The 24,286-nt window shown below is 68.9% G+C and carries 15 protein-coding genes; 6 read left to right on the forward strand and 9 right to left on the reverse strand.

Translation table 11 applies throughout. The features are described from left to right. Positions 1-72: 72 nt before the first annotated feature. Both LK540_RS00540 and LK540_RS00545 read left to right on the forward strand, forming a co-directional pair. Entirely contained in the window at positions 73-1,071 is a 999-nt protein-coding gene (locus tag LK540_RS00540; RefSeq protein ID WP_229434974.1) for a hypothetical protein, read from the forward strand. 40 nt (positions 1,072-1,111) lie between these two features. After that, positions 1,112-1,888, forward strand: a complete 777-nt coding sequence (locus LK540_RS00545) for a hypothetical protein (protein ID WP_229434976.1) — start codon at positions 1,112-1,114, stop codon at positions 1,886-1,888. A 76-nt stretch (positions 1,889-1,964) separates the two neighbouring features. On the opposite strand, the gene LK540_RS00550 is transcribed toward LK540_RS00545, so the two are convergent. The 6 genes from LK540_RS00550 to LK540_RS00575 form a co-directional block, all read right to left on the reverse strand. Then, on the reverse strand, positions 1,965-2,252 hold the full coding sequence (locus tag LK540_RS00550) for a hypothetical protein (RefSeq protein WP_229434978.1): 288 nt from the start codon (positions 2,250-2,252) through the stop codon (positions 1,965-1,967). 182 nt (positions 2,253-2,434) lie between these two features. Continuing rightward, the gene (locus LK540_RS00555; RefSeq protein WP_229434979.1) at positions 2,435-3,079 is read right to left on the reverse strand and encodes an ABC transporter ATP-binding protein; all 645 of its coding nucleotides are present in this window, start codon (positions 3,077-3,079) and stop codon (positions 2,435-2,437) included. Positions 3,080-3,084: 5 nt separating this feature from the next. Next, entirely contained in the window at positions 3,085-3,882 is a 798-nt protein-coding gene (phnE, locus tag LK540_RS00560) for a phosphonate ABC transporter, permease protein PhnE (RefSeq protein WP_229434981.1), read from the reverse strand. Continuing rightward, positions 3,879-4,658, reverse strand: coding sequence for an ABC transporter permease (locus LK540_RS00565; protein ID WP_229434983.1), 780 nt, complete (start codon positions 4,656-4,658; stop codon positions 3,879-3,881). The genes phnE and LK540_RS00565 overlap by 4 nt, the downstream gene beginning before the upstream one ends. A gap of 77 nt (positions 4,659-4,735) precedes the next feature. Next, entirely contained in the window at positions 4,736-5,548 is an 813-nt protein-coding gene (locus LK540_RS00570) for a phosphonate ABC transporter ATP-binding protein (RefSeq protein ID WP_229434985.1), read from the reverse strand. Between the two features lie 22 nt (positions 5,549-5,570). Continuing rightward, positions 5,571-6,455, reverse strand: coding sequence for a putative selenate ABC transporter substrate-binding protein (locus tag LK540_RS00575; RefSeq protein ID WP_229434987.1), 885 nt, complete (start codon positions 6,453-6,455; stop codon positions 5,571-5,573). Between the two features lie 154 nt (positions 6,456-6,609). On the opposite strand from LK540_RS00575, the gene egtD reads away from it, so the two are divergent. From egtD to LK540_RS00595, 4 genes are all read left to right on the forward strand, one after another. Beyond that, positions 6,610-7,572: an L-histidine N(alpha)-methyltransferase gene (egtD, locus tag LK540_RS00580; RefSeq protein ID WP_229434988.1), complete on the forward strand. Its 963-nt coding sequence runs from the start codon at positions 6,610-6,612 to the stop codon at positions 7,570-7,572. Positions 7,573-7,580: 8 nt separating this feature from the next. Continuing rightward, positions 7,581-8,813, forward strand: coding sequence for an ergothioneine biosynthesis protein EgtB (gene egtB / locus LK540_RS00585; protein WP_374041302.1), 1,233 nt, complete (start codon positions 7,581-7,583; stop codon positions 8,811-8,813). After that, positions 8,810-9,751, forward strand: a complete 942-nt coding sequence (locus tag LK540_RS00590; RefSeq protein ID WP_229434992.1) for a YihY/virulence factor BrkB family protein — start codon at positions 8,810-8,812, stop codon at positions 9,749-9,751. Before egtB ends, LK540_RS00590 begins: the two co-directional genes overlap by 4 nt. A 108-nt stretch (positions 9,752-9,859) precedes the next feature. Continuing rightward, positions 9,860-10,030 carry a hypothetical protein gene (locus LK540_RS00595; protein ID WP_229434994.1) on the forward strand — a complete coding sequence of 57 codons (171 nt, stop codon included), beginning with the start codon at positions 9,860-9,862 and terminating at the stop codon, positions 10,028-10,030. 90 nt (positions 10,031-10,120) lie between these two features. Here LK540_RS00595 and LK540_RS00600 read toward each other — a convergent pair whose 3' ends face one another. From LK540_RS00600 to LK540_RS25215, 3 genes are read right to left on the reverse strand one after another with little or no spacing between them, the layout of a single operon-like run. Then, positions 10,121-10,885 (reverse strand): hypothetical protein, encoded by a 765-nt coding sequence (locus LK540_RS00600; protein ID WP_229434996.1) that lies wholly within the window; start codon positions 10,883-10,885, stop codon positions 10,121-10,123. A 31-nt stretch (positions 10,886-10,916) separates the two neighbouring features. Continuing rightward, positions 10,917-24,092 (reverse strand): DUF4347 domain-containing protein, encoded by a 13,176-nt coding sequence (locus LK540_RS00605; RefSeq protein WP_267498622.1) that lies wholly within the window; start codon positions 24,090-24,092, stop codon positions 10,917-10,919. A gap of 43 nt (positions 24,093-24,135) precedes the next feature. Continuing rightward, positions 24,136-24,264, reverse strand: a complete 129-nt coding sequence (locus tag LK540_RS25215; protein WP_267498623.1) for a hypothetical protein — start codon at positions 24,262-24,264, stop codon at positions 24,136-24,138. Between the last annotated feature and the right edge of the window lie 22 nt (positions 24,265-24,286).

Consider the following 24,286-nt stretch of genomic DNA (forward strand, 5'->3'; position numbering starts at 1 on the left):
GTCATCTCCCCGTCACAAACCCCCGGCATACTGCGTGCTTACTTGTCAACGCGCCTGTCAACACGTCCCCTGATGACCCATCCGCCCGCCGCAGTGCCCCTGTACGCCGCCGTGGAACTCGGCTCGGACAGCTTCCGTCTGCACGTGGCCAGCGTCGAGGCGGGCCGGGTGCGCGTGGTGGCCACCCTGAGCGAACCGGTGCGCCTGGGCGCCGAACTCGAAGCCGGCGGCAGCATCGGCGCCGACGCCATGCGCCGCGCCCTCGATTGCCTGGGGCGCTTTCGCGCGGTGCTGGCGCTGTGGGCGCCGCGTGCGGTGCGCGTGGTGGCCACCGCCGCGCTGCGCAGGGCGCGCAACGCAGCGGCCTTCGTGCCGGCGGCGGCGGCCGCGGTCGGCCATCCGGTCGACGTCATCGGCCCCGAGGAGGAAGGGCGCCTGGTCTACCTCGGCGTCGCGGCCGCGCTGGGGAACGGGCTGGAAGGCGCGCACGAAGATCCCGGCCAGCGGCGCCTGGTCCTCGACATCGGCAGCGGCTCGACCGAACTGGTGCTGGGGCAGGGCGAGCGCATCGAGCGCGTCTACTCGTTCGGCGTGGGCGCGCTGCGCCATGGCCTGACCTTTTTCGGCGACGGCATCGATCCCGGCGCCTTCGATGCGGCGCTGGAGTCCTCGCGCAGCCGCTTCGCCGATGCCGGCGCGGCGCCCGGCATGCGCGGCTGGCGACGCGCCCATGGCGCCTCGGGCAGCGTGCGTGCGCTGGCGGAACTGGCGGACGCCCTGCTGGGACAGGCGCCCAGCCTCGATGCCGGACGCCTGTACGCGCTGCGCCGGGCGGCGATCGAGGAGGGCGGCCTGGCGCGCGTGGCGGCGCAGTGGCCGCAGGGAGGACGGGCGGCGCAGGTGGCCGGCGCGCTGGCGATGCTGGTGGCGCTGGTCGAGGAACTCGGCATCGACGAAGTGGCGCCGGCGCAGGCCGGGCTGCGCGCGGGCGTGATCCGTACGCTGCACCGGCGCTGCGAAGAGCAGGAAGGGGAAGCAACCGGCAGGACGCCCTACCGGGAATGCGTGTGATCGACTATATTGTTTACCTTGTTAAGCAGTGGAATACCCAATGAGCAGAAAAACGGTTCCCGACGCGGCTGAATCCAGGCCGTCGGCACGAACAAAACAGGGCGCGGCAGCCAAGCCGGCGCCGAAAACCGCCAAGGCCCTGAAGGCGGCTGCGGCCGACGTGGCGGTGGCCAAGGCCGGCGCGAGAAAAACCAAAGGCGAAGCCAAGGGCGAAGGGAAGGCCGTACCGAAGGCCGCGGCCCCTGAGCCGGCAAAGCGCAGCACCAGGGCGGCGCCGAAAGCCGCCGACAAGGCACAGGCGAAAGCGGTCAAGCCGGCGCCAAAGGCTGGCAAGAGCGTGACGGCAAAGGCGCCCGCCAAGCCGGCCGACAAGCCGTCCGACAAGCCGTCCGCACCCGCCAAGGCAGGCACGAGGGCCGCCGCAAAACCAGCTGCAACGCCGGCCGCAAAGCCGGCCACCAGGGCGCCCGCCCGCAGTGCAGCCCGCAGTACTGCCGCTGCGCCCGCCACGGCGGCCAAGACCGCGGCCAAGGCCCTGGTCAAGGCAAGCGGCAAGGCCAGCGTACGCACCGTGCAGGCGCCGGCCGCCGAATCGGCGCGTCCTGCGCTGGTGCGCGACAGCTTCACCATGCCGGAGCAGGAATACGGGGTGCTGGCCGACGTCAAGCAGGCCTGCCTGAAGGCGGGCTTCGAGGTCAAGAAGAGCGAGCTGCTGCGCATCGGCGTGGCGCTGGTCGGCCGCCTCGACATGGCGACCCTGCGCCAGGTGCTCGACGGCCTGCCCCAGCTGAAGACCGGGCGCCCGCCCAGCCAGTAAGCATGCTTGAGCGGTAAGCCAGCTTATTGGCTGGCTTACTTGTTGGCTCCCTGGCTCGCTCCCTGACTCTTTCCCGCTAGTGGATCGAAGCGCTGGTCAGCTCCTTCAGTTCGCGGATCGGAATGTTCGACTTTTCGTGCATGCGCAGCAGGATCGTGGCGCCGACGTTCAGCTTGCGGTGGCGGATCTTGCTGATGATCGGGGGCTGGACTTCCAGCACCCGGCACAGTTCGGCGTCATTCTTCAGATGCAGCTTTTCGATGAGGGTGTCGAGCAGCTTGTTGGGGACGAAGCTCGACGGCTCGAGGGCGCGCGCGCGGTGCATCGCGGCCAGCATTTCCTGTTTTTTTTGGCGTACGTTCATGTACTCCTCCAAATACTGAATCTGGTTGAGGGGACAGGACCGTCTTGGATGCGCCCGATGTTGTGTTAGCTTATGCGTGCGGGTCGTTGTGATATTACTACGCCTCTGCGCAGTACGACGCACTTTTCGCACGTAACGTGCGGCATCATCGTTCTTTCTGCCAGGAACTTGCGATCAGAGGCTCAGGCGGCTTGCAGCCCGGAACGGGTCAGCAGCAAGACCTGGTCCGCCATCTCGGCGGCGGCATGCGAGTGGGTGACCATGATGGCGCCGGCGCCGGTCGCCTTGATTTCGCTGCGCAGCAGGCGCAGGATGCCTTCGGCCGTTTCCGGGTCGAGGTTCCCGGTCGGCTCGTCGGCCAGCAGCAGGGCGGGCCGGTGCACCAGGGCGCGCGCAATCGCCACCCGCTGCAGTTCGCCACCCGAGAGCTGGCGCGGGAAGTCGCTGCCGCGCCCTCCCAGTCCCACCGCCGCCAGCATGTCGTCCGCACGTGCGCCCGAATCGCGGTTTAAGAGCAGCGGCAGCGCCACGTTCTGGCGCAGCGTCAGGTGCGGCAGCACGTGAAAGGCCTGGAAGATGAAGCCCATGCGCGTGCGCCGCAGGCGGGTGGCGGCATCGTCGTCGAGCGCCGCCATCGGCTGGCCGTCGACCAGCACCTCGCCGCTGTCCGGCGCATCGAGTCCCGCGATCAGGTTCAGCAAGGTCGACTTGCCCACACCCGATTCGCCCATGATGGCAATGAACTGCCCGGATTCGAAACGGTGCGACAGCTTGGCCAGGACGGTGCGTCCGCCATAGGTCTTGGTGAGGTCGCGCAGTTCGAGCATGGTATTTACCGGGTAAGGGCGCGCCGCAGCGCGAAACTGATCCCATCGACCAGGGCCACCAGCAGCAGCATGGCAAGGATGACGGTGGCTGCGCTCGGCATCTGGAACAGCGACAGGTGGTACTTCAGCATCTGCCCCAGTCCGCCGGCGCCGACCACGCCTAGCACGGCGGCGGCGCGGATATTGTTCTCCCAGCGGTACAGGGTGTACGACAGCATCTGCGGCAGGGTCTGCGGCAGGGTCGCGTAGAAGAAGGCGGCCAGCGCGCCCGCGCCATTCGTGCGCAGCGTCGCTTCCGGCAGCGGCGCCGCGTTTTCCAGGGCGTCGGCGAACAGGCGCCCGAGCACGCCGGCGGTATGCGCCGCCAGCGCCAGGGTGCCAGCGAACGGCCCCAGGCCGGCGGCCACCAGCAGCAGTGCCGCCCACACCAGTTCCGGGATCGAGCGCAGCACGTTCAGCACCAGGCGCACGGCGCCGCGCGGGGCCGCGCCCCAGCGGCTTGATGCCGGCAGCGCCAGCACCAGGCCGGCGGCCACGGCCAGCAGGGTGCCGAGGGCCGACATCGACAGGGTTTCGATGGCCGCGTCCAGGGTTTTCATCAGGAAGGGCGTGGCCATTTCCGGCGGCGCGAAGCCGGCCAGGAATTCGGCCATGGTGCCGGCGGCGTCGGGCGTGAGGAAAGCGGCCAGGTCGAGCCGCAGCGTGGCGAAGCTGGCCACCACCAGCGCGGCCAGCGCCAGCAGCAGCAGCGGCGTGCCCCAGGAGCGGGGTGGCGGCGGTGGCATCTGGCGCGCTTCGCTCATCCCAGCCTCCGGCGCAGCAGCGTGGACACCAGGTCGGCGGCGGCCACCAGCAGCACGAACATCAGCAGCATGGTGGCGACTTCGCCGCCGGCCATCATCTTGGTCGATTCGTCCATGCGCTGGCCCAGGCCGCCGGCGCCGACAAAGCCCATGATGGCCGAGCCGCGGATCGCGCATTCCCAGCGGTAGACGGTATACGACACGAGTTCGGCCGCGGCTTCGGGCAGGGCGCCGTACAGCAGGGCCGCCAGGCGCCCGCTGCCGTTGGCGAGCAGGCTGTCGCTGGCATGGGCGTCGCTCGACTCGAGGATTTCGGCGTACACCTTGGCCAGCATGCCGCAATAGGTGAGGGCGATCGCCAGCACGCCGGCGGTCGGGCCCAGGCCCACCACGCGCACGAACAGCAGGGCCCAGACCAGTTCCGGCACGCTGCGCAGGAGCACCAGCACCCAGCGCACCGCCTGGCGCAGCAGCGCGCTGGCGCGGCGCATGCGGCCGGTGCCCAGCAGCGACACCGACAGGCGCTCGCTCACCAGCAGGGTGGCGGGAATCGCGCCGAGCAGAGCCAGGAACAGGCCGCAGGTGGCAATCGCCACCGTGATCCAGGTTTCACGCAGCACCATCGCCAGGAATTCGGCGGAGTGGGCGGGATGCAGGAAGTCCGACAGGAAGTTGCCGGCCGCGGCCAGGCTTTGCAGGTCGAACAAAATCCAGGGCTTGAATTCGCTGTAGACCAGCATCGGCCACAGCAGCACCAGTCCCAGGCCGCAGGCCATGAGGCGTCCACGCCAGGCCGGGTCGGGATGCAGAGGGGATGACGAAATCTGAGACGGCACGTATCGGATTCCAGGAATCAGAAGCAGGCGCCGACCGCGATGCGTTCAGGCGTCTCGTGCGGGTGGTGGTCGGGCGGCGCCGGCGTTTCGTTGGCGTACAGGGCGGCGATCATCTCGTCGCTCACCTGCTCGCGCGGCAAATCGAACACGATGCGTCCGGCGCGCAGGCCGACGATGCGCGCGAAATGGGCGCGCGCCATCTCCACCTGGTGCAGGCTGCACACCAGCGTGGCCTTGCGCGCCGCCGCCTCGCCCTGCAGGGTGGCGAGCGTGAGCTGGGCCAGCGCCGGGTCGAGCGCCGAGATCGGCTCGTCGACCAGGAAGGCTTCGGCGTTCGACAGCAGCAGGCGCGCCAGGCTGCAGCGCTGGCGCTCGCCGCCGGACAGGCGGTCGACGCGCGCGTAGAGCTTGTCGCCCAGGCCGAAGCGGCTGAGGGCGTCGTAGGCCGCGCCTGGATCGGCGGGCCTGAACAGCGAGGCCAGGGCCTGGCCCAGGCTCCACTGCGGCAGGCGCGCGGCCAGCACCGCGGTGACCACGCGCTGGCGCGGCGGCAGCGGCGGCGTCTGCGGCGCCAGGAACAGGCGCGCACGCAAGGCATGGCGCGCGCGCTGCGGCAAGGCCCACGGGTCCTGGCCAAAGAAGGAGAAGCCGCCCTCGGCCGGCTGGTGGGCCAGCGCCAGGGTGGACAGCAGGGTGGTCTTGCCGGCGCCCGACGGCCCGATCAGCGCCAGCTGCTCGCCCGGCGCGATCGCCAGGTCGAGCGCCTGCAGCGCGGGTGCGCGGCTGCCGGTCAGGTGGCGCACCGTGAGTTTCTCGAGCGTGAAGGACATCGGCAAAACCCCGTACGGCGTATTACTTCAGCAGGCCGGCGTTGCGCGCGGCCGCTTCGATCGCCTTGTAGTTCTCCGGCTTGGTGGCGATGAACTTGGTGGCGCGCTGCAGGTCCAGGATCTGCTTGCCTTCAGGCGTGGAATCGTCCAGGGCCAGGAAGGCGTCGCGGATCTTCTTTTGCAGCGCCGGGTTCATGTCCGAACGCACCGACCAGTTGTAGTCGTAGTAGCCAGGCGTGGTGTAGAACACGCGCACGACTTTCGGGTCGACCTTGTTCGATTCGACCAGCTTTTCCCAGACCGAGATGTTCAGCGCGCCCGCATCGACCTTGCCGCCGGCAACGGCCGCCACGGTGGCGTCGTGCGCACCCGAGAACGAGATGCGCTTCAGGTCGGTGTCCGGATTGATCTTGGCGCCGAGCAGGAAGGAACGCGGCATCAGGTGGCCCGAGGTCGAGGATTCCGAGCCGAACGACAGGGTCTTGCCCTTCAGGTCTTCCAGCTTGTTGATGCCGGGCTGGGTGGTGACGAAGACCGAGCGGAATTTCTCGTCTTCGGCACGCTGCACCAGCGGCGTGATCTGGCCCTTGCTGCGCACGTTGGCCTGCACGAAGGTGAAGCCGCCGAACCAGACCATGTCGAGCTTCTTGTTGACCAGGCCCTCGACCGAGGCGGCGTAGTCGGTCACCGGGGTGAACTCGACCTTCAGGCCGGTGGCCTTGGCCAGGTAGTCGCCCAGCGGCTTGAACTTGCGCTGCAGTTCGGTTGGCGCTTCGTCGGGAATGGCCGATACTTTCAGCACGCCGGGCGTGTTCTGGGCCGACGCGCCTGGCGCGGCGAACGCGAAGGAAACGGCGACGGAGGCTGCGAGCAGCGATTTGATGGCAGAGATGGGCGACATGGACATGGCTTTCTTATTGGTTGGGTACGGATGACGGCCGCCGCACGCTTGCGCGGCAGGCGGACGCGGAGATTCGGCGCTTCGGGCTATGATAGCAAAAACGGCAACATCCCCAGGCCAGGGCGCATCCGGCGCTTCGGCGGCACGAATGATAAACCCTATGATGACTTCCTGCATAACCGACACGCCCGAAACCCTGGCCAATGCCCACGTTCCCGCCGAGCTGTACGACGGCCTGGGCGCCCGGCATGCCACGATTTCGCCGAAATTCCTGTACGACGCGCTCGGCTCCAAGCTGTTCGAGGCCATCTGCGAACTGCCGGAATATTATCCGACCCGCACCGAAGCGGCGATCTTCGCACGCCAAGGCGCCGAGATGGCGCGCGTGGCCGGACTCGGCAGCACCCTGGTCGACCTCGGCGCCGGCAACTGCGCCAAGGCGGCCTCGCTGTTCCCGCTTCTGCGCCCGAGCCAGTACGTGGCGATCGACATTTCCACCGAATTCCTGCACGACGCCCTGAACCGGCTGCGCCAGCGCTTCCCGCACATCGCAATGGAGGCGCTGGGCCTGGACTTTTCCAGCGGCCTCGAACTCCCGAGCAATGTGCGCGCCGAGAAGCGCCTGTTCTTCTATCCCGGCTCGTCGCTGGGCAACTTCACGCCGCCGGAAGCGCGCGCTTTCCTGCGCCGCCTGCGCCGCAACTGCGGGCCCGACGGTGGCCTGCTGATCGGCATCGACCTGGTCAAGGACAAGGCCGTCATGGACGCCGCCTACGACGACGCCCTGGGCGTGACCGCCGCCTTCAACCTGAACGTGCTGCGCCACGTGAACACCCTGCTCGGGGCCGACTTCGACATCCGCGGCTGGCGCCACGTCGGCTTCTACAACGAGGCCATGGGCCGGGTCGAGATGCACCTCGAAGCGAAGACGGCGCAGCGCGTGCGCTGGCCGGGCGGCGGGCGCGACTTCGCGGCGGGCGAGCGCATCCATACCGAGAACAGCTACAAGTACCGCCAGGCCGATGCCATCAGCCTGCTGGAAACGGCCGGCTTCGAGGCAACCCGGGTGTGGACCGATCCCCACTGTCCGTTCGCCGTGATCCACGCGCAGGCGGCCGGCTGAAAGTTCGTATGTCGCACCATCGCATGCCGCAAGATTTTCATACCGTCCGCCAGCGCTCGCTGCACCTGGCCGAGCCGCTCTCGAGCGAGGATTGCTGCGCCCAGTCCATGCCCGACGCCAGCCCCATCAAATGGCACCTGGCGCACACCACCTGGTTCTTCGAGACCTTCATCCTGGAGCCGATGGAAGAGGGCTTCGCGCCTTTCCACCCCGCCTTCCGGGTGCTCTTCAATTCCTACTACAACGGCGTCGGCGCCAAGCATCCGCGCCCGCACCGCGGCCTGCTCACGCGGCCGTCGCTGGACGAGGTGCGCGCCTACCGCCGCGACGTCGATGCGCGCATGGCGCGCCTGCTCGGCCAACGGGCCGGCGATGCCCGCCTGGCCGAACTGGTCGAGCTCGGCCTGCAGCACGAGCAGCAGCACCAGGAGCTGATGCTCACCGACCTCAAGCACCTGCTGGCCCAGAACCCGCTCTATCCGGCGTATGCCGCCGACCCGCTCGGCGCCGAGGCCCCGCCCGCGCCCATGGAATGGATCGCCTGCGCCGGCGGGCTGGCCGAGTTCGGCTTCGACGGCCGCGGTTTCTGCTTCGACAACGAGCTGCCGCGCCACCGTGCCTACCTCGCGCCCTTCGAACTCGCCTCGCGCCTGGTGACCAACGGCGAATACCTGGCCTTCATCGAGGCCGGCGGCTACCGCGACCCCAGCCTGTGGCTGGCCGAGGGCTGGGACAAGGTCGCGGGCGGTGAACTGGCGCAACCCTTCTACTGGCGCCAGGACGAGGAGGGCCGCTGGCACGAGTTCACCTTGCACGGCCTGCTGCCGCTCGACCCGGCGCGCCCGGCCACGCATTTGTCGCTGTACGAGGCCGATGCCTATGCGCGCTGGTGCGGGGCGCGCCTGCCGACCGAGTTCGAATGGGAATTCGCGGCGCGCCAGGCCAGCATCGAGGCGGGGCGCTTCCATCCTGGCGCCGCCGCAAACAGAGGGCCGGATGCGGGCCTCAGCCAGATGTTCGGCGCTTGCTGGCAATGGACCAGCAGCAGCTACGCGCCCTATCCCGGCTATGCGCCGGCGCCGGGCGCCATCGGCGAATACAACGGCAAGTTCATGGTCAACCAGTACGTGCTGCGCGGCTCGTCCTGCGCCACACCAAGCGGCCATGCGCGCGCCAGCTACCGTAACTTCTTCCCGGCCGGCGCGCGCTGGCAATTTACTGGAATCAGGCTGGCGCGATGATACGGCTGCGCTGGCAGTCGGTGCGCCGCGCGCGCATCCGCATCCTGAACCGGCGCGCGAATGCCTATATCCTTTCCCATCCGCTGGCCTTTACCCTGAGCTGCCTGCGCGGCTTCCGCGCCAACCAGGGCTTGCTGCTGGCCGGCGCCGTGGCCTATTACGCACTGCTCTCGATCGTGCCCTTCCTGATGCTGGTGGTGGTGGCGCTATCGCACTTCATCGACCAGGCCGAACTGCTGGAAACCCTGCGCCGCTACCTGGAACTGCTGGTGCCGGGCCAGTCGCGCTCCATCGTGGCCGAGGTCGCCAACTTCCTCGACAACCGCGACCTGATCACCTGGGTGCTGGGCGTGACCATGCTGTTCTTCAGTTCCTTCGCCTTCACGGTGCTGGAAAACGCGATGAGCGTGATTTTCGTGCACCGCGTCGCGATCCGGCGCCGCCACTTCCTGGTGTCGGCGGTGCTGCCTTACTGCTACATCCTGGCGCTGGGATTCGGCGTGATGCTGGTGACCCTGGTGGCCGGCACCCTGCAGGTGATGGGGCGGGAACACGTCGACCTGCTCGGCTATAGCTGGTCGCTGGGCGGGGTGTCGGGGGCGCTGCTGTATCTGCTGGGCCTGGGCGGTGAGATCCTGGTGCTGACCTCGATCTACCTGGTGATGCCGGTGGGCCGGCTGTCGCTGTCGCATGCGCTGGTCGGCGGGGTCACGGCGGCGCTGCTGTGGGAACTGGCGCGCCACGTCCTGGTCTGGTACTTCTCGACCCTGTCCCAGGTGAACGTGGTGTATGGCTCGATGACCACCGCCATCGTGGTCATGTTCAGCCTCGAGATCGGCGCCACGCTGCTGCTGTTCGGGGCCCAGGTGATCGCCGAGTACGAGCGGGTCGGCAAGGGCAAGCCCGAGCGGGCACAGCCGCTGTCGACGGCAGCGTGATCCGGGGCGGGGCTTTGCGGTAGCTCAATTTCCAGTAGGAATAGAAATGGCACATTCGTTCTTGCGCCCGGCTAACAGCGGGCGATGTTCAACGGAACGGGAGATGTCATGGATCAGGGCGTATTCCTCGGTTTGCCGGCGCCGGTCGTCTTGGCTTTCGCCGCATTGCTGTTGCTGCTGGTGCTGGTTGCGCATGCCTTGCACGGCCTGCGCAAGCCGGCGCCGGTGCGCCGTCCTGTGGCGCACGAGCGGCGCCACCGGCAGGACGCTGGCGGCTGATTTTAAGATAGCAAAAAAAAAGCCCGGGTGTTTCCACCCCGGCTTTTTTTTGCAAGCACGGGCGCCATAGCGCCTGTGCCCTGTACTTATTTATTGCTTCTGCGCCACCACTGCTTCGCCCAGCCCGCCGTCGGCCGTCGTCAGGCCGAAGGTGAGGAAGGTCTTGGCGGTGTTCAGCTTGGCGATGCCGCTCAGCTGGGTGGTGCTGCCGGTGCAGGTTTCGGTCAGGGTGACGTCGAACACGGCCACGCTGCCGTGCGGCGCCACGCTGCCGTTGTAGCTGCAGCCCAGGGTGCTGGTGCCCGACAGCACGCCGTTGGCGTCGACGGTCCAGTTGGCCACGATGGTGCCGCCGGCCTTGGTGAAGCGCCAGTTGCCGGTGGCGTCGGCACGGGTCACGGCGGTGCTGTAGCGGGTGTCCGCCGTCAGCGCCAGCGAGCTGGTGCCGGCGTTGCCGCGCACCGATACTGCGAACGCGTTGCCGCTCGGTGCGCCACCCGAGACGGTGACCGTCTCGGCGCGGGCGCCCGACACCGGGTAGCGGGCGCCGTTGGCCGAGAAGGTCTGGCCCGACACGGCCAGCTTGGCGGTGGACAGGCCGACCAGGTTGTCCTGCGCATCGTGCAGGAACAGCCAGGCCGCGCCGTCGCTCAGGACCACGCTGCGCACGACGCTGGCGCCGCCGAAGCTGGCGCCGGTGACCGGGCCGTTCCAAAAGCCTTGCAGTTGGCCCAGGGTGATTGCCGGAGGGGTTACCACCGGCGGGGTGGTCGTGCCGCCACCGCCGCCACCGCCGCCGCCGCAGGCGGCCAGGCTCAAGACACTCGATGCAGCCAAGAATTTAATCAGTTTCATCTTCATTCCTTTAATCATGTATTTTCGGTGCTTAGTCGAACGCGTTGCCTGGGCCTTGCTCGTCCGGCGTGTCGATCACGTAGCCGATCAGGCTCAGCGATGCATGCGCCGCCACGCCGTTGCTGACGATGTTCGAATCGCCGGCCACGCCCACGTCGAACTGGCTGCCTTCGGTGATGTGGAAGTCGAGGCGGATCTTGTCGCCTTCGGTCACCATCTGACCGCCGTAGGCCGCGCTGGCCAGGTTGACCAGCACGCCGCTGGCATCCTTCGCCCAGTAGCCGTTCACACCCGAGCTCGCATCGACGTACAGGCTGAAGTTCTCGGTCGCGCCCGGTGCATTGACCTTGGCGGTGAACGAGATGCCGTCCATCGGGGCTTGCGCCCAGCTTGGCAGGTTGATCGCGTCGTGCACGCTGTGGACGTCGGTCAGCGGATTCGCGTCCGCCACCGGCTTGCCGTTCACCGCGCCTGCCACCAGCGTGACATAGGAGCTGCCATTCGCGGCGCTCGGTACGGCCATCGAGACCACCGAAGGCTGCAGGGCGTCGAGGATGCCGTCGCCGTTGCCGTCGCCGAGCAGGCCGCCGTTGCCAAGCGCCGGCGCCAGGGCTTCCACCGAAGGCGCCACGCCGTTGCCGTCACGCACCGCCTCGGTGGCCGCGCTACCCACCGCTTCCGCCGCGCCGAAGCCGTCGGTGTAACGGGCCACCACGCCGATCGTCTTGCCGATCAGCGCCGCGTCCAGGGTCAGGCTGCCGCCGGTGGCGCCGGCGATGTCGGCGCCGTTGGCTTGCCACTGGTAGCTCACCGTGCCCATGCCGTCCTGGTCCGCCAGGGTGTTCGAGGCGGTCAGGGTCTGGCCCAGGGTGGCGTTGCCGGCGATCAGCACCGCGCCGGTCGGCGCGTCGTTGACGTTGGCCACGCGCCCGGTGGCGCTGCTGCTCACGGTTTCCACCGTGCCTTCGGCGTCGGTGTAGCTGGCGACCACGGTGATCGCCTTGCCCACCTGGGCCTGGGTCAGCACATAGCTGCTGCCCACCGCCACCAGGGCGCCATCGGCCAGCCAGCGGTAGCTGACGTTGCCCATGCCGTCGGTGTCGCCCAGCGTGTTGCTGGCCGTTAGGGTCTGGTGCTGGGTGGCCGATCCGGAGATCGTCACCTGGCCGCTCGGTGCATCGTTGACACGGGTCAGCACGACGTCGTTGCCGGTGCCGCCCACGTAGCTGATGCTGAACAGCTTGCCACCCACCAGGATCGCCGCGCCTTCCGCCAGGCCGGCGAAGGTGCCGACCACGGCATCGCTGCCGTCGTTGTCGAGCAGGGTGATGGTGTCGCCCAGGTGCGCCGCGTAGTCCGGGTCCAGCGTCAGGTTCAGCGGGGTGCCGTCCAGCGAGACGGTGCCGGCCACGGTCAGGGCCGTGGTGGCGTCGCCGCCGAGCTTGATGCTCATCGCATCGCCGCTGTCGAGCTGCAGGTCGCCGATCACGTCGATCGTGCCCTTGCCGTTATTCGCCAGCTGCACGTTGCTGTTGCCCGAGGTATCGACCTGCACGTGTTCACCCTGTGCCAGGTTCGATTCCACCACCACCGGACCGGTGCCCTGCAGGACCAGGGTCGAGCCGGCCGGCAGGTGCTGCACCGTGACCGGGCCGCTATCGTCGTTGTCCAGCGTGAAGCCGCCCACCGGGTGGTCGATCAGCGCCGGGCCGGTGCCGGTCTTGGTCACCGTGCTGCCGTCGGCCGGCTGCTCGATGATCATGGTGCCGGTGCCGGCGTTATGGACATGCACGTCGCCGGCCGGGGCCAGGATCGTGATGTCGCCCGCGCCCAGGCTGTCGATCTGCGCGCCGGCTGGTGCATGCAGCACCTGCACGTCGGCGCCGTCGACGTTGTTCAGGCCGATGTGGCCATTGGCCGGGAAGCCTGCCAGGTCGACCGCGAACGGACCGCTGCCGGTGAAGTCCAGCTGGCTGTCCGGCGCCGGGCCGGTCACCGTCAGGACGCCGCTGCCGCCGTTGTGCAGGGTCGCGTCGCCTTGCGGGTTGCTGACCGTGGTCGGGCCGTTGCCGGTCACGTTCACGGTTTCGCCGTCGTTCAGGCCGATGACCGTCACGGTGCCAGGGCCACCGTTGTTCAGGTTGACGCTGCCTTCAGGCTGGTCGACGTTGACGTTGCCGGTGCCCGAGGTGGTGACCGTTGCATCGTCATCCAGGCCGGTGACCGTGGCAGTGCCCGGGCCGCCGTTGTTGACGGTGAGGTCGCCTTCAGGGTCGGCGATCGTAGTCGGGCCGTTGCCATTCACGTCCACGGTTTCGCCGTCGTTCAGGCCGATGACCGTCACGGTGCCTGGGCCGCCGTTGTTCAGGTTGACGCTGCCTTCCGGCTGGTCGACGTCCACGTCGCCATTGCCCGAGGTGGTGAGCGTCGCATCGTCGTCCAGGCCGGTAACCGTGGCGGTGCCCGGGCCGCCGTTGTTGACGGTCAGGTCGCCTTCAGGGTCGGCGATCGTGGTCGGGCCGTTGCCGTTCACGTCCACGGTTTCGCCGTCGTTCAGGCCGATGACCGTCACGGTGCCGGGGCCGCCGTTGTTCAGGTTGACGCTGCCTTCTGGCTGGTCGACATTCACGTTGCCATCACCCGAAGTGGTGACGGTGGCGTCGTCGTCGAGACCGGTCACGGTCGTGGTGCCCGGGCCGCCGTTGTTGACGGTCAGGTCGCCTTCCGGATCGGCCACGGTGGTCGGGCCGGCGCCGTTGACGTCGACAGTGCCGCCGTCGTCCAGGCCGCGCACGGTGACCGTGCCAGGACCGCCGTTGTTGACGTTGACGTCGCCTTGCGGCTGGTCGATATCGACGTTGCCGTCGCCCGAAGTGGTGACGGTGGCGTCATCATCGAGGCCGGTCACGGTCGTGGTACCCGGGCCGCCGTTGTTGACGGTCAGGTCGCCTTCCGGATCGGCCACGGTGGTCGGGCCGTTGCCGTTGACGTCGACGGTGCCGCCGTCGTCGAGGCCGCGCACGGTGACGGTGCCAGGACCGCCGTTGTTGACGTTGACGTCGCCCTGCGGATTGTTGACGTTCACGTCGCCGTCGCCCGAGGTGGTGACGGTGGCGTCGTCTTCGAGTTCCTCGACCGTCACGGTGCCCGGGCCGCCATTGTTGACGGTCAGGTCGCCTTCCGGAGCGTCCACGGTGGTCGGGCCGGCGCCGTTGACGTCGACGGTGCCGCCGTCGTCCAGGCCGCGCACGGTGACGGTGCCAGGACCGCCGTTGTTGACGTTGACGTCGCCCTGCGGATTGTTGACGTTCACGTCGCCGTCGCCCGAGGTGGTGACGGTGGCGTCGTCTTCGAGTTCCTCGACCGTCACGGTGCCCGGGCCGCCATTGTTGACGGTCAGGTCGCCTTCCGGAGCGTCCACGGTGGTCGGGCCGGCGCCGTTGACGTCGACGGTGCCGCCGTCGTCTAGGCCGCGCACGGTGACGGTGCCAGGACCGCCGTTGTTGACGTTGACGTCGCCCTGCGGATTGTTGACGTTCACGTCGCCGTCGCCCGAGGTGTTGACGGTGGCATCGTCTTCGAGTTCCTCGATGGTCACGGTGCCCGGGCCGTCGGTAACGACGTTGACGTCGCCGCGTGGATCGTGCAGCACGACCGGGCCGCCGCCTTCGTAGGTCAGGGTGCCGCCGTGCGGCATGCCGCCCACGGTCACCGGACCGTCGCCGCCGTTGCGCACGTTGATGTCGGCGATCGGATTGAGGAGCACCACCGGTTCGTCGGTATCGATGTCGAGCACGATATCGCCGTTCACGTCGGCCACGACGGCCGGCGCATCGGCACGCGCCGAGTCGAACACCGGCACCGACTGGGTCGCCAGGTCGTCTGCGTAGGTGACGACGACGCGCACTTCGCGGTTCGCTTCGGCCGCGGTCAGCAGGTAGGTGCTGGCGGTGGCGCCGGCAATCGCGGTCCAGGCGCCGCCCGGCACTTCACGCGACTGCCACTGGTAGAAGGTGGCAGCGGCGATCTCCAGGGCGCTGCGGTCGACGTCGGCGATGTCGACGTTGGCCGTCAGGACCTGGCCGTCGCGCAGTTCGCCGCTCACCGTCACGCTTGGCACGCCGGTGCCGTCCGAACCGGTCGGCAGGTCGTTGACCGGCACGACGTTCAGCGTCAGCGTGTTCGGGGTGGCGTCGAGGTCGGCGCCGCCGTTGGCGGTGCCGCCGGCGTCGCGAACCTGGAAGGTCAGCGTCGGGGCAGGCGGATTCTGGCCGTCGTTGGCGTTCGCCACAGGGCGGTACACCAGCTTACCGGCGGCAATGTCGGCCGCGCTCACTTCCTGGCCCGCGGTCAGCGCAACGCCGTCCAGGGTCAGGCTACCGGTGGCCGGCAGGGTAGCGATCTTCACGCCGGCCAGCGCATGGCCTTCGGCGTCGGTATAGCCGAAGTCCTGCAGGCGCAGCGTGTAGGCGCTGTCCTCATCCAGGCTCACCGCGCCGTCGAGGCCCACCGGGGCGTCGTTGACCGGGGTGATGTGGATGACGGTCGAGGCGCCGACACCGGTGTTGTCCTGCATGTCGACCGATTCGACGCGGATCACGCGGTCTTCCGGCGACGGATTGGCCGAGCTGTTCACGTACTGGATCGCACGCAGCGCCAGCTGGAACACCGAGCCGTCCTTGTTGCCGGTGACGGTGATCGCATGCGAGTTGTTGCCGGTGATGGTCAGGCCGATGGCGCCGAACTGGGCGATCAGGGCATCGGACACGAACAGCTTCTCGCTGGCGCCGTCCGGATGGTTGCCCAGGGTGACGACCAGGCGCTTGATGTTGCCGTCCTGGTCGACGATGCTGGCGTCGGAGGCGGCAATCGCCACGCCGGCGCTGCGTTCGACGTAGGTGGCCTCGTTGTTGCGGCCCGCGGCGCGGTCGCCGTTCATGTCGACCACCGGGGTCCATGGGACCTGGATGGTGGTGGTGACGATGGCCGAATCCAGGCCGTTGGCGGCGTCGCCGGTGCTGACCGAAGCGTCGCGCACCACGATCTGCACGGTGCGGTCGCCCGAGTAGGCGTTCGGGTTGCTGTTGTTGTACAGGACCGTCTTCAGCGCGTCCTGGTAGTCGGCGTGGGTGCCGGCGCCGCTGAAGTTCAGCTGCGTCGCGCCAACCAGGCCGTGCTCGCCCGTGCCGTTGCCGCTGATCGCGATCGCGCCCAGCGAACCGGCGAAGCTGGCGCCGGCGCTCGAGTACAGCGTTTCGTAGGTGGTGCCGAACAGGTTGTCCAGTGCGCCGCCGGTGAGGGTGACGCGGGCCGAGACCAGGGTGTCGGCCACGCCGCCGGCCAGGTGGTCGGCGTCGGTGATGACGATGTCGCCCACCACCGCCACGGCGTCGCCGCGCGGACGGAAGATGGTCGCCAGGTTGTTGCCGGCGCCGCCGCCGTTCAGGTCGACCACAGGGGCGTCGTTCGCGTGGGTGACCGTGATGCTCGAGGTATCCGAGCCGGTCGAGAAGGCGCTGGTGCCGCCGCGTACCGAGGCGTCGGCCTTGGCGCCGGCGCTGCCGCTGGCGCCATCCCACAGGTAGTAGGAGAAGCTCGCTTGCGTGCCGTTCAGGCCGTCAGGCTTGAAGCGGATCAGGTCGCTGCTGCGCAGCAGCAGGGCGTTGCCGCTGTCGACCGCGCCGACCGCCAGCCAGGTGCTGCCGCCGTCGAGCGAGTATTCCCAGACGCCGCCGTCGGCCGGGCCGTCGTTGGCCAGGGCGTGGATCGCGATGCCGTGGCCGGTGCCTTCCGGCGCGTAGCCGGCGCCGTTGTTGTTGAGGGCGTCGACGTCGGCCACGCCGGTCTGGCCCGGTGCGTTGCCGACCAGGGTCGAGACAGCCTGTCCGCCGTTGTTCAGCGCGTTTTCGCCGATCGTGAGCATGACTGGCGCAGCCGCGGTCATCACTGGCGCATCGTTCACCGGGGTGACGTCGATGCTCAGGGTGCGTGCGACCGGGTCGAGGTCGACGCCGCCATTGGCGGTGCCGCCGTTGTCCTGCACCTGGAAGCCGAAGCTGGCCAGGGCCGGGCCGCTGCGGTCGGGAGCCGGGGTGTAGACCAGCTTGCCGGCGGCGATGTCGGCCGCCGACACGAACTGGCCGGCCTCGACGGCAACGCCGTCCAGGCTCAGGCTGCCCGTTTGCGGCAGGCTCGAGATCTTCACGGCGACCAGGGTGTTGGCGTCGACGTCGGTGAAGCCGAAGTCGGCCACGTTCAGCACCAGCGCCGTGTCTTCCAGGGCGGTGACGGTGGTATCGGTGCCATGCGGCGCATCGTTCACGCCGACCAGGTTGATGGTGGTGCTGGCGCCGACGCCGGTGTTGCCGTCGACGTCGGTGCTGGTGACCGACACCACGCGCGGGGTCAGGTTCGGCAGGTCGGCGGCGTTCACGTACTGCACTGCGCGCAGGCCGATCTGGAAGTAGGCCGCGTCGACGCCGTTCGGGCGCGCTGCCGCGTCGTAGCCGAGGGTGATGGCAGTGCTGTTGTTGCCGCTCACGGTCACGCCGAAGACGGCCAGCTGGGCCACCAGGGCGTCCGAGATGAACAGCTTCTCGGCGGCGCCGTTCTGCGGGTTGGTCAGGGTCACGACCACGCTGGCGATGTTGCCGTCCTGGTCGGTGATGCTGGCGTCGGAAGTCGCCAGCGCCACGCCGCTCTGGCCTTCGGTGTAGGTGACGCTGTGGTCACGGCCTTCGAGGCCGTCGCCGTTCATGTCGATGACCGGGGTCCATGGCACCAGCACGGTGGTGGTGGCCACGACCGGGCCGCTCTGGACGGCGCTGGTGACCAGGCTGCCGGCGCCGTAGAACTGCAGGTTGGCGCCCGGCGCCAGGCCAGCCAGCGGGCCGGAAGCGACGAAGTGCTGGCTGTCGATGACCTGGCCGACGGTGAAGCCGGTGTCGACGCCGTTCATGAAGATACGCTGGCCGACCGCGATCAGGTTGTTCGCGCTGGCGGTGGCAAACGAACCGGTGTTCGAGGCCGAACCTTCGTCGTCGGTCACCGAGATGGTGATGGTGCGCTCGCCCGAGAAGGCGTTCGGGTTGCTGTTGTTGTAGACGACGGTCTTGAGCGCGTTCTCGTAGTCGGCGCGGGTGCCGTCGCCGGTCAGGACCAGCGAGGTGGCGCCGGTCAGGCCGTGTTCGCCCGTGCCGTTGCCGTTGATCGCGATCGCGCCCAGCGAACCGGCGTAGCTGCTGCCGGCGGTCGAGCGCAGGGTCTCGAAGATGGTGCCGAAGACGTTGTCGAAGGCGCCGGTCGCCAGGGCCACGGTGGCCGAGACGATGGTGTCCTGGACGTCGATGTCGGTGATGCGCACGTCGTCGGCGACGACCGCCACTTCGCCGCCGCGTGGGCGGAAGGTGGCGGTGAAGTCGTTGCCGGCGGTGGCGGCGCCGCCGACGTCGACGATCGGCGGGTTGTTCGCGTGGGTGACGTCGAGGAAGGTGGTGCCGGCGTTCATGAACGAGCCGTTACCGTCGCGCACCGCATAGGTCAGGGTGTCGTTCAGGTTGCCGTTCTGGTTAGGACCACTGGTGTACAGCAGCTGGCTGGCGGCCAGCCAGTTCTGCACGTCGCCCATGCTGTTGCCGGCGATGATCAGGACACTCGTGTCGGTACCGGTAACGGTCAGGCCGGCCGGGCGGATGTAGGCCGCCGGCTCTTCGCCGCGCAGGAAGCCCTGGTTGACGCTCAGGCGCAGCGCGAAGCTGGCGCCGCCGTCCGGATCGACGATCGAGAAGCTGGTACGGATCGCCGCCGCCACGTCTTCGGTGAACACGGCCGTTGGCGGCACGTCGTTCAGGGTCGGCGCGTCGTTGGCGCCGTTGATGGTGATGTTCAGCACGGCCGTGTCGAACAGGCCGGTGTCGTCGCCGATGGTGTAGTTGAAGCTGTCCTGCAGCGACTGGCCCGGGGCCAGCGCATCCACGGTGCTGTTGCTCTGGTCGACAACATACGACCAGGCGCCGGTGGCACGGTTCAGCGACAGGGTGCCGTACAGGCCGGTTACGGTGTAGACATCGCCGCTCAGCTGGCCGGCGTCGCCCAGGCCTTCGGCGTTGCCGCTGCGGACCGAGGCGATCGGGTTGACCGCGTTCAGGTTGTTGTTGATGTCGAAGTCGTTTTCCAGCACGTTGCCGGTCGGGTTCACGCCCGGGATGCTGTTGCCGACGCCGCTGGCTTCGACGGCGATGCCGCTGTCGTTGACCGCGGTCGGCTTGACGGCGCCCAACTGCACGGTGGCGGTCGAGCCCGAGCTGATGTTGCTCTCGAGGGTGCCGTGGTCGTCGGTGTAGCTGACGCGCACGCTCATGCGGTGGCCGCCGTCGGCGTTGGTCAGGGTGTAGGCGGCGTAGGTGGCGCCGTTGATCGCCACGCCGTCGCGGAACCACTGGTAGCTCGGCTCGGCCAGCAGCAGGCCGTCGCCGTCGGCGATGGTCGCGGTCAGGGTTTCGCCCGGGGTCAGGGCGCCCGAGACGGTGACGCTGCCCGGGGTCTGCAGATTCTGGATGGCGAGGGCGCTGGAGACTGGCGACTCGGCAACGCCGCCGTTGTCGTTGTAGAAGGCCTGCACGCGCACCAGCTTGGTCGATTCGCTTTCGGCCAGCACCAGGGTGCTGTCCTGGCCGCGCACGGCGCCGTTCGCGGCCGGGGCCACGTCCTGCCAGGTCTGGCCGTTGTCGCTCGAGACTTGCCACTGGTAGCGGGCCGGACCCGACACGCCGTCGGCGTCGGTCGGGGCGTTGGCGGTCAGGATCTGGCCTTCGAGCGGATTGCCCGAAATGGTCACGGCGCCGGGGTTGTTGGCGTCCAGCGCTTCCGGGCCGCCCTGCTGCGCACTGCCGTTGTTCAGGTTCAGCGTGAAGCTGGTGCTGGCCTGGCTGCCGCCCTGCTGTTCGATGCCGGTGACGAGGATGTTCAGGTAAGGCTCGGCTGCCGACGGGTTGCCGCCGAAGACCAGGCCGCCGTCGGCCTGGACGGTGACGGTCAGGCCGAAGTCGGACAGCGGCCGGCCGTTCGCGGTGACGATGTAGCTGATGCCGTTGGTCTGGGCGGTGCCGTCGTTGGTGCCGTCCGGGTTGGTGAACGGGGCCGGGACGGTCAGGCCGAATTCGTTGCCGGCGCCGACGATCTGGTCGGCGATCGGCGCGCTCAGCACGATGCCGTCGTTCGGGTTGGCGACCTGCAGGGTGAACGGCGCGCTGCTGGCGGTGAGGCCGTTGCTGCCGTGGGCGGTCACGACCACGCGTACGTCGCCGGCCAGGTAGGTCGGGTTGCCGAAGAAGGTGCCGGTATGGCCGTCGAAGTGCAGCCAGGCCGGGAAGGCGATCGGGTTGCCGTCGGCATCGACCGCGGCGACCGTGTAGGTCAGCGGCGTGCCGTCGTTCGCGACGTAATCGAAGGCGGTGGCCGGCAGGGTGTAGCTGCCGGTGCCGGCGCCGCTGGAGAAGCTGGTGTCGCTTGGTGCGATGTTGGCGCTCAGGCTGGCGACGGTGACGCCGCGGGTGACGGCCAGCTGGAACTGGCTGGTCGCGTACTGGCCCGAGGCGGTGTCGGTGGCGCGCACCTCGATCAGGGTGTTGCCTGCTGCCACGCCGTTGCCGCTGAAGGTGCCGGTGGCCGGGTTGAAGCTCAGGGCCGCGCTGTCGACCAGCGGGCTGGCGACGCCGGTGGACGGATCGAGGGTATACGCGGTGTAGACCAGGGCGTTGTTCTCGGCGTCGACGAAGGTGCCGGCCGGAATGGCGTAGGTCCAGCCGGCGCCGTCGCTGTGGCCTGCCACGGTGGTGGCGCCGCTGTGGTTGCCGCCGAAGTCGGCGTCGGTCAGGTCGGCCTGGTTGCCCGGTTCGTTGGCGACGACGCGGATGCTGCCGTTGCCATTGTCGACGATGTCGTGGTTGGCATAGGTGGCGCCGGCCAGGGCGGCGGCGGTGGCGGCCGCGGACACGGCGCTGCCCGCCGCGGCGCTCACGCCGGCGATGGTGATCTGAGCGCCGCCGTAGCTGCCGTCGAAGGTGATGTCGACCTGTTCGCGCACGGCGTTGGCGCCGTCGGAGGACTGGTTCACGACCGGGGCCAGGTCGCCGAAGCTGCCTGCGCTCAAGCCAGCCACGGGGCCCGGCTGGGCGACGAAGTGCACCGTGTCGGTATTCACGCTGTCGACGCTGGCGGTCCAGGTGCCGTTGCCGGCGTTCAGCTGCAGCACGATGGCGGCGGCGATGTCCTCGACGCTCAGCGGGCCGTTCAGCGTGATCGCGACGCCGTCGATGCTGAAGCTGGTCTGGGTGTCCGATGCAAGCGGGGTGCCGAACTGGATGTCGCTCGTTGCGCTGACGGCGTCGCGGCCCTCGGTGCGGACGTTGACGGTGTAGCTGCCGCCGTCGACGTTGTAGGTGCCGTTGATGAAGTCGCTGCGGGCGCCGGCGCTGTCGGCGCGCAGGGTAATGCGGTTGCCGAAGGCCGGGTCGATCGGGGTGTAGCCGTTGCCGGTGGCGGCGCTGAAGGCCTGCTCGACGGCGATGGCCACTTCGTCGCCGGTGGCGGCCGTGCCCAGGTTGACGGTCTGGCCGTCGAAGGTGATGGTGGTGCCGCCCAGGTTGGCGCTGAGGGTGACGTCGGTGGTCTCGAAGGTGGCGGCGACCGACTGCCATTTCAGCGGCGCGCCCACGGTCGGGCCCTGGTTGGCGGTGCCGGACAGGTTCAGGGCAAAGGTGTCGGTGGCGGCGGCGCCTTCGGCGTCGGTGGCGGTCACGCGCAGGGTCAGGCCGGCGTCGTTCCAGGCGGCGCTCGGGTTGCCGGTGAAGGTGCGGGTGCCTTCGTCAAAGCTCAGCCACGACGAGGCCTTGGCCGGGTCGCTGCCGTTGGCGGCGCCGATGGTGTCGACCACGACGCCCTGGGCGTCGAGCACGTCGACGGTGTAGGTCAGGCCGCGGCCTTCGGCGTCGGTGAAGCTGTCGGCAGGGATCTGGAATTTCCAGGTACCGGCGCCGGCGAAGGACTGGTCGGCGATGGCGTGCGCCAGGACCGGCACGTCGTTGGTGCCGGTGATGCTGACGTCGATGGTCTGGTTGCTCGAGGCGCCGCCCGAGTCGGTGACCTTGAATTCGAACACGTCGTGGCCGGTCTGGCCGGCGGCCAGCGCGTTGACCGCGGCGGCCTTGTTCGGGGTGTAGCTCCAGGCGTGGGTGGTGGCGTCCAGGCTCAGGGTGCCGTACAGGCCGACCTTGGTCCAGGTATTGCCGGACAGGGTGCCGCCGCGGATGCTGAAGGCGAGCGAACCGATCGGGCTGTCGACGTCGGTGCCGGTGAGGGTGCCGGTGATGGTGTTGTCGGTGGCGAAAGCGGCGCCGTCGTAGGCGACGGTCTCGGCGATGACCGGGGTGGCGGCGACGCTGTCGAAGGTCGGCGCGTCGTTGACGGCGATGACGTTGGTGGCGATCGCGCGCGGCGCGTTCGACACGCCCGAGGTGGCGGCGTCGTTCGTGGTGTCGAAGGTGGCGCGGTTGGCGCCGTTCGTGAAGGCGCCGGCGAAGTTGTTGTCGGCCGCGTGCACGCTCAGGCTGCCCGGGGTGCCGTTGTAATTCAGGGCCGGCACGAAGTGCAGGCGCGCGCCGGCGCCGAGCACCAGGCCATTCGCGGCGTCGACATTGCCGACGTCGAACCAGGTGACGCCGTCGGTCGAGTACTGCCAGGTACCTTGGGCGGCGGTCGCGGCGTTGCCGACGATGACGATGCCGCCCAGGCTGCTGCCGGCGTCGATATCGGAGAACACGCCGCCGGCCAGCTGCGAGACGGTGCGGCCAGGGTTCTCGCCGGTGGTGGCGCCGGCGTCTTCCAGCACCGGTGCCAGGTTCATGTCGGTGTTCAGGACCGGCGCGTCGTTGGCGCCGACCACGTTCACGGTGACGGTCTTGTAGCTGCTCAGGGCGCCGTCGCTGACGCTGACGGTGAAGGTGTCGGTGCGGGTCTGGCCGGCGGCCAGGGCGTTGATCGCGTACGCGTCCGGGGTATAGCTGAAGCTGCCGTCGCTGCCCACGGCCAGGGTGCCGAAGGCGCCCACGCCGCCGCCGCCGAAGCGCATCGTGCTGGTCGGGGTCGAGTCGGTGGCGGTGAAGGTGCCGGTGGCGGCGCCGAAACCGTCGGTGGCGCCGCTGTCGTTATAGGTCTGCAGCAGGTTGTGGCTGTCGGTGAAGACAGGCGCGGTCGGCGGCGGCGGCACAGGCGCCGGCGCGTTGCCGATGTCGGTACCCGAAGCAACCTGGCCGTTGGAGGTGCCGATGTACAGCGAGTAGCTGCCGCGGTAGCCCGGCGAGAAGGTGGTGGCGCGGATCACGTCGCCCGGCTGGTAGATCCAGGTGACAAACGCGTCGTAGCTACGCTCGCCGTCGCCGCCGTCGTCGTTCTGGGTGATGATGGTGCCGTTGCGGTCGATCTGCAGGTAGTCGTCGACCACATCCGAGTTACCCATGTACACGTAGACGCGGGTGCCGGCGGCGACGCCTTCGAGGATGTAGCGGTCCCACTTGTTACCGGCGCGCAGCGGGTTTTCCGGGTCGCTGTCGGTGATGGCGCCATCGAGGCGGGTCTGGAAGGTGTAGCCGCCCCAGGTGTAGGGGCCGTTGCCGCGCAGGCCGCCCGGCAGCTGGCCGTCGGGGCCGAGGGTCGCGTCGTAGTCGTCGAAGGCGAGCGCGGTGGTCTCGATGCTGCCGGTCTGCGCTTCCAGGACCCAGTTGCCGCCCAGGCGCGCGGCGCCGGTGACGTCGGTCGAGGCGGCCACGTCGGCGCCGGTGGCGGCGGCCAGGGCTTGCGTGAAGGCGGCGCCGCTGTCGCCGGCGGCGACGTCGCAGCCATACAGCAGCAGGTCGGCGCCGTCGCCCAGGGCGGCGCGGATGGTCGCCAGTTCGGCGCCGTGGGTGGCCAGGGCGGCTTCGTCGATCGTGACGCCGCCCAGCACCAGCGCGCCCGGCGCGCCGTGCGAGACGATGTGGAGGGCGCCGATGTCGGTGCGGCCGTCGAGGGCGCGCGCGATTTGCGCCAGCCCGTCTTCGTTGGCGCTCAGCTGCACCACTTCGATCGACGAATCCACCGATGCCAGCAGGGCCGCGACGTCGGTCACGGCGGCATCGATGAACAGGATTTGCGTAGCTTGGTTCGTGCTCATGGTAGGTATCTTGTCAAAAAAATACTGTGATGGAAGTGGTGTGTTACTGATTTGCTAACCAGCGAACAGCAGACAGCAGCGTTCCCGCGTCGATGCGGGAACGGGAAAAACGGGAGACTGCGGGAATGGCAGGCGGGAAATGCGGAATGTCGAGCAAGGCAGGAATCAACATGTTGTTCACGTAATGATGGTAA

This window comes from Massilia sp. IC2-278, assembly GCF_020708045.1.
GTDB lineage: Bacteria > Pseudomonadota > Gammaproteobacteria > Burkholderiales > Burkholderiaceae_D > Telluria.